This is a genomic window from Paeniglutamicibacter kerguelensis, from assembly GCF_017876535.1.
Classification (GTDB): Bacteria; Actinomycetota; Actinomycetes; order Actinomycetales; family Micrococcaceae; genus Paeniglutamicibacter; species Paeniglutamicibacter kerguelensis.
In genome coordinates this window covers 3978184-3992477 of record NZ_JAGIOF010000001.1, presented here as the reverse complement: position 1 = coordinate 3992477, position 14294 = coordinate 3978184, and the positions used below count along the sequence as shown (strand labels likewise).

Below are 14294 nucleotides of genomic sequence, written 5' to 3'. Positions count from 1 at the left end.
TGGATAAATGACCACTGACATCGTTGCCTATCCACGGCCCTCAGCACTGCGGACCATTTGGGAACATTCGTGGCGGTTGATCGTGGGAATCACTTCCGGTGTCGTCGGCTTTTTTCTGGTCTACGAGTCGTATTTCGCGGACCCGACCAACTACGTAATCCACATGGATCTGCTGATTCTGCTCGATGTGGTCTGTGGCATCGCGACAATCCTGCTCTACCCTTTGCGACACCGCTACCCGTTGCCGGTGGTTGTGGCAATCGTCGTTCTATCTACATTCTCGGTCTTGTCCGCAGGGGTTTGCGCGATGGCCGTCATCTCTCTGGCCACGCGACGCAAACCATACGAGATCGCCGGAATCTCGCTTCTCCTCGCGGTCTGTTCGATTGCGGGCGACAAATTGTTGCCGGGACCTGAACCCATCGCGTGGTGGGAGGCTCTGGTCTACAACGGTCTCTTCATTGGCGTCATAGTGCTCACCGGGCTCTACATCGGAGGCCGTCGGCAGTTGTTTCAGAGCCTGCGCGACCAGGCCCGGAGCGCCGAACGTGAGAATCAGGCGCACATCCATACGGCCCGGGCGGATGAGCGAACCCGGATCGCACGGGAAATGCATGATGTCTTGGCACACAGGCTCTCGCTGGTTGCCTTGCACGCCGGTGCCTTGGAGTACCGGACCGACCTTTCGCGCGAAGCCACCCGCGGGACCGCAACGGTGATCAGGGAGAACACTCACCTGGCATTGGGCGAATTGCGCGAGGTGCTGGGCATGCTGCGCGACCCCAACACGTTGTTTGTCGATGAGGATGCCAGGCCGCAGCCGACGTTGGGGCAGCTTCGGGAGCTGTTGGAACAGGGCCGTTCCGTAGGTACTGAGGTGGTCCTGTCCATGAGCCCCGGGTTCGAGGAGCGCATGGCGCTGCTGCCGGAATCCACGAGTCGACACCTCTACCGAGTCATCCAGGAAGCGCTGACCAATGCCCTGCGGCACGCCCCGGGCGCCGAGGTCGAGTTGTGTCTGGCGGGAAAGCCCGGGCGGAAGGTCCACGTTCAACTGAGCAACCACGTTCCCTTGCCCGCGACCGGGGAGCTGCAGACTTCGATGCCGTGTTCCGGACTGGGCCTGACGGGGCTGCAGGAACGCGTGCGACTGGCAGGCGGCGACCTTGTCGTCGAGCGTCAGGACAATGGAAAGTTTGTGTTGAAGGCATGGATGCCATGGCAGAAGTAATGCGGCGCATCAGGGTGCTGCTGGTCGACGACGAAAACCTGGTGCGCGTGGGGCTGCGGATGATCTTGGAGGGCGACCCGGGGATCGAAATCGTGGGGGAGTGCTCCGACGGGATGGAGGCCCTTTCCGCGGTCAGGATTCTCAACCCGGACTTGGTCCTCATGGATATCCGCATGCCGCGGATGGATGGGATCAGCGCCAGCCAGCGGCTCCTCGAACATCGCCCGGACCTCAAGATCCTGGTGCTCACCACCTTCGACGTCGACGAAATGGTGTTCACCGCGCTCAAGATGGGGGTGAGCGGGTTCCTGCTCAAGGACACGGTGCCCACCGAATTGGTCAGTGCGATCCATGCGGTGGCCGGTGGACGCACCATGCTCTCCGAATCCGTGACCCGCACACTGATCGACGCCGCAAGTCCAACCCCGCCGAACGCCCGACGGCTCGGTGCCCTGGAAAAACTGGGCCAGCTGACCGAGCGCGAACGCGAAATCGCCACCGCAATCGCACGGGGGCTGTCGAACTCCGAGATCGCCGAGCAGCTCTTCATCAGCCTGTCCACGGTCAAGACTCACATCGGCAGGGTGTTGGAGAAGCTGGATGCGGAGAACCGCGTGCAGGTGGCCATCTGCGTGTATGAATCGGAAACGACCTAGTGCGGGACGGCAGTGGCAGGACCGCAGGATCCTCCCATCTTGGGCTGTGTGATCCTGGTTCAGAGGCCGAAGGGCTTCCTCAAATAAGGCGCCATTCCAACAACTCCCACACAAGTGAGGCGCTTCCGCGCCACATGGCAGAATGCGCCTTTCTTACGGGTGCAAAACTACTCGCGTGCCGGTTCCGTGATGATCTTTTCCCCGGGGCATACGTAGCAGTCCGCCACGCGTCGTTCGCCGGTCACCATATTTTCGCCCCCCGTTGGGTGGCCCATAGTCTTCCGCCATGGGCCACCCAACGGGCAAACACTATTCGTCATCGGCGAACCGGTGTACCGACGTTGCCGGGGGTACCCTGCGCTGGCGCTGTTCCAAGTCCATGACCTGGTGGTCCTGGAAGCCGGCATCGTGATCACGTCAACCGACCAGCGGCAACGCGAAGAAACCTCAGGAGCCCAGCCAGCCCCTATGATCTCGACTTTCGTGTTCAGTACAGATTCACTTTTGGTTCTTCCAGGTGACCCGAGTCGGAATTGGACCGTTGATGGACTCGGCGACCCAGCATCGCATAGCTGGCAGCGCTGGTCAGTCCTCCGGCGAGCCAGGAGAAGTCCCACCCGCCAAGCGCCGTAGCTATCGGGCCCTGCATCTGCGGCACCATTCCGTACATGAACAGCCATGTAGCGACAACGCCGAGCAGGAGGGACGTAATTCCGGCCCAATTCACGACAGGAAGTTTGTGATCATCGGGAGCCGCGAACAGGCGGTCTGTGCGACGCGGCCACTTCCTTTCCAGCCAAAAGAAGTGAACCAGCATGATGCCGCTCCAAGCGGCCACCCATCCGACGAGGCCGATGAGCCAAGAGTCAAGCACTGATGCAAAGTCATCCTGGAAGATAAAGAAGATCACGGCCATAAACGAGAGGACCCCAACGAAGAGGTTAAGTTTTCGTCGGCTGATTGCGATGTCCAGAGCCTGGGTAGTTACTGAAAAGCTGTAAATGTTGAGGATGTTGGTAGCGATCGGGCCATGCAGAACCATGAAGAGCACGGGGAGAGCCAGCGCTCCAAAGTTTTGGACGATGAGCTTGCCCGGATCGATCTGACCGCTATTGGTTGCCAAGCTTGCACCGAGGATACCTAGCCAGACAACCGGGATGAACTGACCTAGCACCGAGGCAATGTACAGCTTGCGTTTGGGTACCGAGGTGCTGACAAACCGTGAGTAGTCTGAGGCGTAGGTGAACCAAGTAATTCCCCAGCCGATGCCGATGGCGGTCATGACGGCGCTCATCGCTGCTACCCGGTCGGCTCCTTCGAGGATTTGCCCCGGGGGACCCGCATATGACCAATCGATATCCAGGCCGAACCACGCCACAGCCGACATGACAGCAAGAATGACGAGAGTGGGTGGCACGGTCCAGCGCTCAAAGGTCGCGATTGCCTTGTAGCCAAACCATGCAATTGCCACTTGGGTGGCCATGATGGCGGCGGCGACACAAATTTTCCAGGCGTGGTTTTCCGCGTCTGGATCAACCCATCCAAGCGTGCCGAAAAGGGCCATCACGAGATCCAAAATGACCCACGTGTTCACCGCACACCACCCAATGACCAACAGGGCTTGCATTCCTGCAGGAATGTAGTTTCCGCGGCGCCCGAACGCGGCCCGGGACTGCACCATGGCCGTTGCGCCGGTTTGCTGACCGAGCAAGGCAAAACACCCGAACAGCAGCATGCCGATCAGGTTCCCCAAAACGAGAACGAAGACGGTGTCACCGAGCCCAAGGCCCAGATGAATGCCGAACGCCCCCAGTACCCAGTTGATTGGCGCCAAGTTGGCGCCGGCCCAGATCCAGAATTGACCCGACACTTTTTGAGTACGCGCCGATTCTGGAATCGGTTGAAGAGACGCTTCATAGTCTCCGGAATGGACTTCGTTGCCGGAGCTGACGTGCTGATGTGCGGTCACAGTGGGAATCCTCCAGTTGCTTGCCGTTTTTCGTGGTGGTCTCTTAATCGGGGTGTATGCCGACTTGGTGGGACAGGAAAACCCCGGAGGGTCGAACCCGGAGATGGTGAGGCTAGGAAGCCAGGGCTTTGCGGAATCATGTCCGTGGGGTGACGTCAACAAGATGGATTGTTGATCTCATTTGAGTGTTTTCGCTGACCGGGAGGTAAGTACCCCAATCATTCGTGACCCACATCATTGTGAATAGCCGCAAAATGACTACAAAGGACCTCGTCGCCTATACAAATGTCCATGGCTCGGGCAGAGTCGCATGCGTGATTCATGAAACTTGTTGATGGAATTTCCATGCGCCATTTGGGCGGGGTTATGGCATGGAAGCGTGGTCCGGGCGTTGAGGCTTGTGTCGGTCTCCTCGTACTTCTTTGCATAACTGCTGTCTTGCGGCCGCGGGCTATTCTCCGGCAGATGCGCCTTGGGGGCACCGCTTAGGGGTTTACCCGTACGCCAAAAGATTGACGATTCGCTCATCCAAGATCATCCGCTGGGGCGGTGACGGGGAAGCGAATCCTCCGTAGCGTTGAAGCCATGATCAGAGCTGAAGCATTGGCGAAAGCCTACGGCACCAAACAAGCGGTCGACGGTGTTTCCTTCACCGTCCAACCCGGCAAGGTCACGGGCTTCCTTGGCCCGAACGGCGCCGGAAAATCCACCACCATGCGCATGATCGTCGGACTGGATCGGCCAACGGCCGGCACGGTCACGGTCAACGGACGCAAGTACGCCGAGCACTCGGCGCCGCTGCGCGAGGTGGGCGCCCTCCTGGAAGCCAAGTCCGTCCACAAGTCCCGCAGCGCCCGCACCCACCTGCGGGCCCTGGCGGCAACACACTCGATACCCAACTCCCGGGTCGACGAGGTCATCGAACTGACAGGTCTTGGCGCGGTCGCCAGGAAGAAGGTCGGCGGATTCTCCCTCGGCATGGGTCAGCGACTGGGCATCGCCGTGGCGCTGCTGGGGGATCCGCAAACGCTGATCCTCGACGAGCCGGTCAACGGGCTGGACCCGGAGGGCGTGCAGTGGGTGCGCAACCTGGCGCGGCACCAGGCCGCCCAGGGCAAGACAGTGTTCATCTCCTCCCACCTGATGAGTGAAATGGCGCTGACCGCCGACCACTTGATCGTGATCGGGCGCGGCCGCATCATTGCGGATGCACCGATCGAGCAGATCATCGAGGGGCGGAGCCTGCCCACCAGCAGGGTCAAGACCGACCACGTCGATTCCCTCATGAACGCGCTGGCCGCCGAGCACGTCCAGTTGACCCGCGTGGATGCCGAGACCGTCCAGGTGGTGGGGCTGGATTCCAGGATGATTGCCCGGCGCGCACTGGACCACCAGATCCTGCTCCATGAATTGACCCCGATCCAGCAGTCGCTGGAGGACGCCTACATGTCGCTGACCCAAGACGAAGTCGAATACCACTCCCATTTGGGAAACGAACTGGCAGCAAGCGCCAACGGAAAGCAGGGCCTGAAATGAGCACCGAAGCCATGACCCGACCCCGGTCGTCGGTTCCCGGAGCCGCGGGAAACGGGAAGCTGACCTTCGCCGGCGTGCTGCGCGGCGAATTCATCAAGTTCACGTCCCTGCCCTCCACCCTGGTCCTGGTTCTTTCCACGATCGTGGTCATGGTGGGCTTTGCCGCCCTGAGCACCTGGGGCATTGGAGCGACCCTGGGCGCGATGAACTCTTCGCCGGAAATGGCAGCCCAGATGGGCGACATCAACGAGCTGACCGCATCGTTGCCCGCCAGCGGCATCACCTTCGCCCAGTTGATCATCGGAGCGCTGGCCGTCATGGTCATGAGCTCCGAGTTCGCGACGGGCTCCGCCCGCTCGACCTTCGTTGCGGTCCCCACGCGCCAGCCCGTTTTTTGGGCCAAGGTCCTGATGACGACACTTGTCTCCGCAGCGGTAGCCCTGGTATCGATCCTTTTGGGATACGCGGTTTCCAAGCCGATCGCGGAAAAGTACAATATGCCGCTCGAGTTCGCTTCCGACACCTTCCAGCGCAACCTGTGGTTCGGTGTGGTGTACGTGGTCATGGTGGCCCTGATCGGCCTGTCCCTTGGTACGTTGATGCGCAACTCGGCCGGCGGCATCGTGGTGTTGGCAGCGATCTTCTTCGTGCTGCCGATCGCCACGAACATCCTGCAGGGTTTCGTGGACTGGGTGGCCGACGCCGTCCGTTTCCTGCCCGACCGCGCAGCAAGCGCACTCATGCAGGCTCCCGGCGGCGAGGACATGCTCGAAACCTGGCAGTCCGGCCTGGTGGTCGCGGCATGGATCATCATCCCGCTGGCGGCCGCCGCGTTGGTGCTTCAGCGCCGCGATATCTAGATTCGGGGCAAGCACTGGATAGGCTCGGAGCATGAGCGAAAACCTGTCGAAGGAGGCCGCCGGAACCCCGGAGGTCTCCTTCGACGAGCTTTCGGCCCAACGCGTGGGACGCCTTCGTTCCCTGATGCGCCGCAAGCCACGCGGGGTCGACGCGGCAGTGGTGCTGCTGTACTTCCTGCTGTCGTTGCCGAGCATCATCGACTCGGCACTGAGCGCCCACTGGCCGACCGTGGCGCTGCTGGTCGTGACCGGGTTCGTGCTGTACTTCAGGCGCCGCTGGCCCATGGCCATCCTGATCCTGGTGGCGGTGACCGACAGCGCCGCAACGCTCCTGGATTCCTCCTACCTGGGCAGCAGCACCGGCCTGTGGATCGCGCTCTACACGGCCTCCACGCAATACGCCGCCAGGCGCATGTTCATCCTCACCATCCTGATCAGCGCGCTGCAGGGCCTGATCTTCGTGGTGATCGGCATCCCCGGCATGTTCACCGATTCCCCCGAGGACCAACAATTCCTGGCCGATGTCGGCGGCCGGGCCGTGCTGACAATCATCGGCGTGGCCTTCCTGGTCGGTTCCAACGTGGTGTTCGTGGCGATCGGTTCGGCGGTGCGAAACCACAGGTTGCACGAGGCCGAACTGAACAACTGGGCGGTGCGCGTGCAGACCCTCGCCCAGGTGCGCGAACGCAACAGGATCGCCCGCGAGATGCACGACGTCGTGGCCCACTCGCTCTCCGTGATGATCGCCCTTTCCGACGGCGCATCCGTGGTGCTCAAGCGCGACCCGCAACGGGCCGGCGAGGTGCTTGCCGAACTCTCCGCCACCGGACGGCACGCGCTGGCGGACATGCGCCGGGTCATCGGCGTGCTGCGCACCGGCGACGATGCCTCGCTTGAACCCCAGCCGGCCGTGGACTCCATGGAAAAGATGCTGGAGGGGTTCACGGTGGCCGGCCTGCCCCTGCGCTTCACCCAATCCGGCCCTCCGCTTCCCAAGGACGCGACCTTCCAGCTGACCGTCTACCGGATCATCCAGGAATCCCTCACCAACGTGCTGCGCTACGGCCGCAACGTCACGCGGGTCGGCGTGCTGGTCGAACGCAATGGCGACGAGGTGTCCATCCGGGTCAACGACGACGGGACCCAGCAGGGCGGCAGGCGCGAGGCCGTCGGCTCCGCCCAGGGCATCCGCGGCATGGGCGAGCGCGCGGCGCTCTTTGACGGCACGCTGACCGCCGGCCCGTCCACGGAAGGCGGCTGGGGCGTTGTCGCCACCCTGAAACTCCCGCATCCGGCAGCCGGCGCGAATACGGCTGCCGTCACCACCCCGACCACCGAAACCAGGACCGAATCATGAATCCAGAAGAAACCACGCAAAAACCCCGGATCGGCGTGCTGCTGGTCGATGACCAGCCACTGCTGCGCATGGGGTTCCGGCTCATCCTCGAGGGCGAGGAAGACCTTGAGGTGCTCGGCGAGGCCTCCGACGGTGCCGAGGGCGTGAAGATGGCGCTGGAGCTGAAACCCGACGTGGTGCTCATGGACGTGCGCATGCCGAACATGGACGGCATCGAGGCGACCAAGCGCATCGCCGAACAGCTTTGCGGCACCAAGGTCATCATCCTGACCACGTTCGATCTGGACGAATACGCGTTCTCCGGGCTGCAGGCGGGCGCCTCCGCGTTCCTGCTCAAGGACGTCGCCCCGGAGGAGCTGGTCAACGCCGTGCGCCTTGTGGCCAGCGGCGACGCGGTCGTCGCACCACGGGTCACCGCCAGGCTGCTGGAAACCTACGTGCGCTCGGCGTCCCCGGCCCGCGGCGCGGCCCCCGCGCCGGAACGCGACCCACTGCTCGAGGACCTGACCCCGCGCGAGCTGGAGGTGCTCGGAGCCATGTCCGAGGGGCTCTCCAACGCCGAAATCGCGCACCGGTTTTTCCTCTCGGAGGCAACCGTCAAGACGCATGTGCGAAGGATCCTGACCAAGCTGCACCTGCGCGACCGCGTCCAGGCCGTCGTCTACGCCTATGAGACGGGCCTTGTCATCCCCAGCCAGGGACTGGACTACTAGGCCGCCAATGAACAGCGAATTGTTGCGCAGCCCGTGGCTGCTGCTGGCCGTGGTGTTGCTGGTCGCGGGGGCCTTCCTGCTTTCGGTGTTCGGCTGGCCGCTCGCCGGGTGGGCTAGCATCGTTCTTGGAGTGTTTTCACTGGTGACAGCGGTTCTTCGCACCCGCATCTAGCGGCCGGCCGCTGTTCCCGGCGGCTCCGCGAATCTTGATACCAACGGCCTTTCGGGCCCAACGACACAAGGAAACGCCCCCATGCCCAGTGCAGCAGCACTTGACCACGTCAACGACCTCGCTACCTTTGTGGCGGCCTCTCCCTCCAGTTTCCACGCGGCGGCAGAATCGGCCCGTCGCCTGGCCGAGGCCGGCTTCACCGGACTCGATGAGCGCGCATCCTGGGATCTGGGGGCCGGCAAGTACTTTGTGGTCCGCGACGGGGCGATCATCGCCTGGGTGCAGCCCGAATCGGCAACCGCAACCACCGGCTTCCACATCCTGGGCTCACACACCGACTCGCCCTCCTTCAAGCTCAAGCCCAAGCCGACCACCGGTGCGTACGGCTGGCTGCAGGCAGGGGTCGAGGTCTACGGCGGCCCGCTGCTGAACTCCTGGCTGGACCGCGAACTGCTGCTCGCCGGGCGCCTGGCCATGGCCGACGGCAGCACCGTGCTGGCCCGCACCGCACCGATGCTGCGCTTCCCGCAGCTCGCCATCCACCTGGACCGCGCTGTCAACGACGGGCTGACCCTGGACAAGCAGGTCCACATGAACCCGGTGTGGGGCATCGGCAACCCGGACGAGGCCGACGTGCTGGCCGTGCTGGCGGAATCCGCCGGCGTCGACGCGGCACAGGTCGGCGGCTACGACGTGGTCATCGCCGACGCGCAGCGCGGCGAGGTCTTTGGCGGTTCCAACGAATTCTTCGCCAGCGGGCGGCTGGACAACCTTTCCTCGGTGCATGCCTCGCTGGTTGCCATGATCGAGCACGCCGCAACCGGCAGCGGCGACCACATTGCCCTCTTTGCGGCCTTCGACCACGAGGAAATCGGCTCCGCCTCCCGCTCGGGCGCCTGCGGCCCGTTCCTGCAGGACGTGCTCGAGCGCATCGGCCACGGACTGGGTGCCAACACCGAGGACCGCAACCGCGCCTATGCCGATTCATTCTGCCTCTCGGCCGACGCCGGGCACTCGGTGCACCCCAACTACGCGGGCCGCCATGATCCGGCAAACCGCCCGCTGCTGGGGCAGGGCCCGCTGCTGAAGATCAACGCCAACCAGCGTTACGCCACCGACGCCGTGGGGGCCGCACTCTTCGCGACGCTCTGCAAGCAGGCAGGGGTTCCGTACCAGGAGTTCGTGTCCAACAACCAGATGCCCTGCGGCTCCACCATCGGCCCGCTGACGGCCACCCGCTTGGGTATCCGCACCGTTGATGTGGGCATCCCGCTATTGTCGATGCACTCGGCCCGCGAGCTGTGCGGCGTCGAGGATCCCTTGCGCCTGGCCAAGGTTGCGGGCGGCTTCTTCTCGGCCTAGTACCGCGTGGCCCTCCGGTGCCAGACAACACGGCGCCGGAGGGCCACATGAAACCCCGACATTTCCCGGTCCCAGGTGGCCGTGCTGGTCGGGATTTCGCAGTACACGCCGGGCCCTGGAACAGGGCCCGGCAAGCCGCAGGGGAATCCAGGTCTGCGGTCAGCCGATGCCGAGGAGCAGAACCATAGGGCGGCTTCCATCCCGAAGATAGGCTGGGCATTTTCGAGATGGCGAAACCCGCACTCGATAGCGCTCCGTCTCGGAACTGTCACGTTCGAAGTTCTCAAGATGGTGCGTCGCGTGAATTGCCGACTCTCCGGACTTCGGCAGCACGAGTTGCTCATTGGTTCGGGAGGGCTACTGGTCGCCGCCGGCCATGTGTGAGCCGAGTCAGTGGTTCTCAAGGTCGCGAAATCGCCTGGCCGCGCATCGAATGGCCTTGAGGGCGCTATGACGAACGCGGCAGGTTGTGCTTTCAGGCAGCCGCCACAGGCCTGGTTGCTGCGCCGACGGTTCGTTGCCGTTCCAGATCCCATGCGAACCGACACCGGGTTGCCGCAGTGTTCCTTGGCGCAGGCCGCGATCCTGCGGCGGGTCACCGGCAACGGAAGACCCGTTTTCGCCCTTGGTGCTTCTTGCTGTCCGAGGCACGGTGCGCCGTGGACACACCATGCCTGCCATCGATTTTTTCGTGGTCCTGAGCTGGCGGCACCATGCGGTGAACGCGGAGGTTTCCATCCGGAGGACAACTTGCGCCGCGTGTCTGCGAGAAAATGCGAACACTTGCATCCCGGACAGGTCGAGGATTGCAACGCGCCGATTGCACCGAAGCCCTTCCCGAATACGCACCTTTCCCGACCCGAAGAGGACGCCGAGTGTGTACCGGGGCGCAGTTACCAGAGTGGATGCGCATTGCCCTGTGAAACAGTTCACTGTCTAGTTTTTTATGATCATTTTTCGACTGGAAACCATTCGGAATGCCCCTGAACAAATATCAGGCGTCGCGGCGCTCTGCATCGCCAGGCGATGCCACGGAAGGCCCTTTTGGCCAACCCACGCAGAGGTTGCTCGCGCCCCACGAAACCGGGCCCAGGGGCATCCGGGGCTAAGTCTGTCGATTGTGACCCGAAGATGACGCGGAAATTCTCCGGGCAATCGGAGGGTGAATCGGAGGGTGAATCGGAGGGTGAATTGCTCCGGCCGTTGCGGTAACTCAGCGGAAAGTGGCTCTGTTTGAACCTCGGGGCCACTTCGCAGAAAAACCCAAAATAACCTTGAAAATTCAAGCATTTGAGCGCCATCGAATTGATAAATACTTGTCCGTGGATTAAAAACAGTTCAACGCACGGTTATCGATTGTTGAACAATTCTTCATATTGTTAATAATTTGTTTGCCGGAAGCTCTTGGCCTCTTCAGCAGTTTTTGCCAAAGCGTTGATCGCTTGAGTTACAGTGTGTTGTACCGGGGGAATTTGAAAAATATTCAAGAAAAATCAAGTTCTTTGGTACCTCGAAATCATTAAAAATGAGTGTCTAAAACTCGGAGCGGTTCATTGTGTTGGGGCCTGATCGCTAATCCTTTCAGGACACATCCGCTCATCTTTTTTTGTTCGAAATCCTTTTTAACTCGATGGAGTATCTCTTGAACTACAGCACGCCCAAGCGTAATAAGGCAGTACTGGCCGTAGCATCGTTTGCCACTCTGGCATCGCTTGCCCTGACGGGTTGCACTTCTGCTTCCAGTCCGGCCGCAGGATCGGCGACTGCGCCGACGGCGCACAACATCCAGCTGGCGGGATACTCAACCCCGACGAACACCGCGATCACTGCAGCGCAGGCCAAGGCCGCACAGCACAAGGCCGCAGCAGTCAAGGCTGCAGCCGCAAACACTGCATCCGATGCTGCAGCGAAGGCCAAGGTCTCCGCAGACAAGAAAGCTGCTGAAGCCAAGTCCGCGGCCGAAAAAGCCGACAAGGCAGAAGCCTCCGCTAAGTCGAAGCTGAAGAAGGCCGAGGCCGCAGCTAAGAAGGCTTCGGCCAAGGCCAAGGTTGCAGCCCAGAAGGCTGTCAAGGCCGCCAAGGCCGCCGCATCCAAGGCCGCCGCTGCATCCAAGGCCGCAGATGCGAAAGCCGCTGCCGCCAAGGCCGCCGCAGTGAAGGCTGCAGCTGCCAAGACTGCCGCAGACAAGGCAACCGCAGCAGCGAAGGCCGCCGCAGAGAAGGTTGCGGCAGAGGCAGAGACCGCAGCAGCAAAGGCTGCAACCGCAAAGGCAGCCGAGGATAAGGCTGCCGCCGCTAAGGCCACCGCCGAGGCCAAGGCCGCTGTCGCCCAGGCTGCCGTCGACAAGGCCGCCGCCGCGAAGACCGCCGCCGAGGCCAAGGTCGCCGCCGACAAGGCTGTCGCCGCGAAAGCTGCCGCCGACAAGGCCGCCGCCGAGGCCGACGTGCTCGCCGCGAAGGCTGCCGCAGACAAGGCCGCTTCCGACGCCCAGATCGCCGAGGCCCAGGCCGCCGCTGACAAGGCCGCCGCTGACAAGGCTGCCGCTGACAAGGCCGTCGCCGATGCCAAGGCTGCCTCAGACAAGGCTGCCCAGGATCTTGCCGATGCTGAGCAGACCAAGAAGGACGCTGCCGACTACCGCAAGGCTGTGACTGACCTCTTCAAGGCCGAGACGGCCGTCACCGACGCCAAGATCGCCAGCGCAGGTGCGGCACTGACCGTCACCGCAATGAAAACTGCCTTCGACGACGCCGTAGCGAACGCCGCGCCTGCCCAGTTGGCCAAGGACAACGCCGATGGCCTCGTAGCCGCCGCGCAGGGCCCATACGACACCGCCGTCGCAGCCCACAAGGCCGCCAAGGATGCCCTCACGGTCGCAGAGACTAACCTTTCCGATGCCAACACCCTGGTCGACAACCTGACGGCCAACATCGTTGCCAAGAAGGCTGCGATCGTGACGCTCAAGGGTGAGACGGCAGGCCTCACGACCACCGCCAACACCGAATTGGGCAAGTGGAACACCGCCAACACCGCTCTGAATAACGCCAACGGCATCCTGGCCGACGCGCAGGATGAGTACGACGAAGCCGTTGATGCCCAGGTAGTGGCCGACCAGGCAGTGGCCGCCGCCGAGGCCGCATTGCTAGCTGCCGCAGCGACGCCGGAAGAACTCAAGGCAGTCACCGACGCGAAGGCCGCCCTCGACGCCGCCAAGACTGTCTCGGACGCTTCGAACAGCGCCCTTGCGAAGGCAACCGACGACCTGAACAAGGCCAAGGCAACGGTTACCGACTTGACCGCTGACAAGGCCGCCAAGCAGACCCAGGTCGACAACGCGGAGGCCGTCGTCACCACTACCGCGAATGCCCTTGCCGCAGCCAAGACTGCAGTTGTCGACGCTGACGCGCTTGTTGAAACCAAACTCGGTGCGAAGGCCGCCGCTTCGACGATCAAGGATCAGAAGCAGGCCGACCTCAGCGCCGCGGAAACCGCACTAGCGGCCGACCCCCTTAACCCGGCCCTCGTTACGGCCAGGGACGCTGCCTTGGCAGAGCTGACCACGGCCAACAACAACCTGACCACGGCAACTACCGAGCACGGCACCGCTGTGACGGCTGCTGCCGATGCGCGCACGGACGTCACCACCAAGCAGACCGCCGCAAACGATGCGGTGGCCATCGAGGCCACGCGTGAAAGCGAGTTGGCCGCACTGGCGACCAAGTTGATCGACGCCCAGGCATTGGTTCCGGCTCTGGAGACCGCAAACCAGGCTGCGACCGCCAAGGCGACCGCCGACGCGGTGTCCCTCTCCAAGGCCACCACCACCCACAACGCGGCTGTCGCCGCGGCCGATGTCGACCCTGCATTGGTGAACGCTGTTGCCGCTGCAAAGACTGCGGCTGGCAATGCAAAGACCAACGTCGATGAGCTGGCCATTGAGCTCGACGACGCCAAGGATGAGGCCGAGGTTGCCGACGACGTAGCCAAGGCCGCAGTGGTCAAGCGCGACGAGGCCAAGGCCGCACTGGACGCCAACACGGCTGCCATCCAGACTGCTGAAGCCGTAGTTGCTAGCGACGAAGCAGCCAAGGCTGGCGTCGTGGCAAGCCTCCCGGGTCTGGCAAACGCCATTGTCCCGCTGGCTGCTACCGAGCAGAGCACGCTGGCTACCAAGAATGCCAAGGATGGGGAACTGCAGGTCGCAAAGTTCATCCAGACCGGGGCCGCAACCACCTTGGCACCGCTCGCCGCACTTAGCACCGCAGCCCAGAATGCACACGCAGACGCAGTTGCAGCAGCCGGAGTGGCTACCGCTGCTGTGGCCACGGCGGAAACTGCTCTGATCGCTGCCGACAACCTGGTGGACGATCTGGCAGACAAGCTGGGCCTCTAGCAACACCGGTTTTATCCACGGAAGCGCCCCTGGCACATTGGCCCG

Annotated in this window: 10 protein-coding genes; 9 read left to right on the top strand and 1 reads right to left on the bottom strand. The window is 62.8% G+C overall.

What is annotated here, in order from left to right; translation table 11 throughout:
• The first annotated feature begins 7 nt into the window (after nucleotides 1-7).
• Both JOF47_RS18150 and JOF47_RS18145 read left to right on the top strand, forming a co-directional pair.
• The gene (locus tag JOF47_RS18150) at nucleotides 8-1231 is read left to right on the top strand and encodes a sensor histidine kinase (protein WP_210001034.1); all 1224 of its coding nucleotides are present in this window, start codon (nucleotides 8-10) and stop codon (nucleotides 1229-1231) included.
• Nucleotides 1219-1887 (top strand): response regulator, encoded by a 669-nt coding sequence (locus JOF47_RS18145; protein ID WP_245356420.1) that lies wholly within the window; start codon nucleotides 1219-1221, stop codon nucleotides 1885-1887. The genes JOF47_RS18150 and JOF47_RS18145 overlap by 13 nt, the downstream gene beginning before the upstream one ends.
• Before the next feature lie 487 nt (nucleotides 1888-2374).
• Here JOF47_RS18145 and JOF47_RS18140 read toward each other — a convergent pair whose 3' ends face one another.
• The gene (locus tag JOF47_RS18140; protein WP_210001032.1) at nucleotides 2375-3856 is read right to left on the bottom strand and encodes a purine-cytosine permease family protein; all 1482 of its coding nucleotides are present in this window, start codon (nucleotides 3854-3856) and stop codon (nucleotides 2375-2377) included.
• A 585-nt stretch (nucleotides 3857-4441) separates the two neighbouring features.
• On the opposite strand from JOF47_RS18140, the gene JOF47_RS18135 reads away from it, so the two are divergent.
• The 7 genes from JOF47_RS18135 (at nucleotide 4442) to JOF47_RS18105 (ending at nucleotide 14249) form a co-directional block, all read left to right on the top strand.
• Complete coding sequence (locus JOF47_RS18135) at nucleotides 4442-5392, top strand: ABC transporter ATP-binding protein (protein WP_210001030.1); 951 nt, start codon at nucleotides 4442-4444, stop codon at nucleotides 5390-5392.
• Nucleotides 5389-6252 carry an ABC transporter permease gene (locus tag JOF47_RS18130; protein WP_245356419.1) on the top strand — a complete coding sequence of 288 codons (864 nt, stop codon included), beginning with the start codon at nucleotides 5389-5391 and terminating at the stop codon, nucleotides 6250-6252. Before JOF47_RS18135 ends, JOF47_RS18130 begins: the two co-directional genes overlap by 4 nt.
• A gap of 31 nt (nucleotides 6253-6283) precedes the next feature.
• The gene (locus tag JOF47_RS18125; protein ID WP_245356418.1) at nucleotides 6284-7609 is read left to right on the top strand and encodes a sensor histidine kinase; all 1326 of its coding nucleotides are present in this window, start codon (nucleotides 6284-6286) and stop codon (nucleotides 7607-7609) included.
• Nucleotides 7606-8322, top strand: coding sequence for a response regulator (locus JOF47_RS18120; protein ID WP_210001028.1), 717 nt, complete (start codon nucleotides 7606-7608; stop codon nucleotides 8320-8322). Before JOF47_RS18125 ends, JOF47_RS18120 begins: the two co-directional genes overlap by 4 nt.
• A 7-nt stretch (nucleotides 8323-8329) precedes the next feature.
• Nucleotides 8330-8494, top strand: coding sequence for a hypothetical protein (locus JOF47_RS18115; protein WP_210001027.1), 165 nt, complete (start codon nucleotides 8330-8332; stop codon nucleotides 8492-8494).
• A gap of 81 nt (nucleotides 8495-8575) precedes the next feature.
• Nucleotides 8576-9856, top strand: coding sequence for a M18 family aminopeptidase (locus JOF47_RS18110; RefSeq protein WP_210001026.1), 1281 nt, complete (start codon nucleotides 8576-8578; stop codon nucleotides 9854-9856).
• 1642 nt (nucleotides 9857-11498) lie between these two features.
• On the top strand, nucleotides 11499-14249 hold the full coding sequence (locus JOF47_RS18105; protein ID WP_210001025.1) for a hypothetical protein: 2751 nt from the start codon (nucleotides 11499-11501) through the stop codon (nucleotides 14247-14249).
• The last annotated feature ends 45 nt before the right edge of the window (nucleotides 14250-14294 follow it).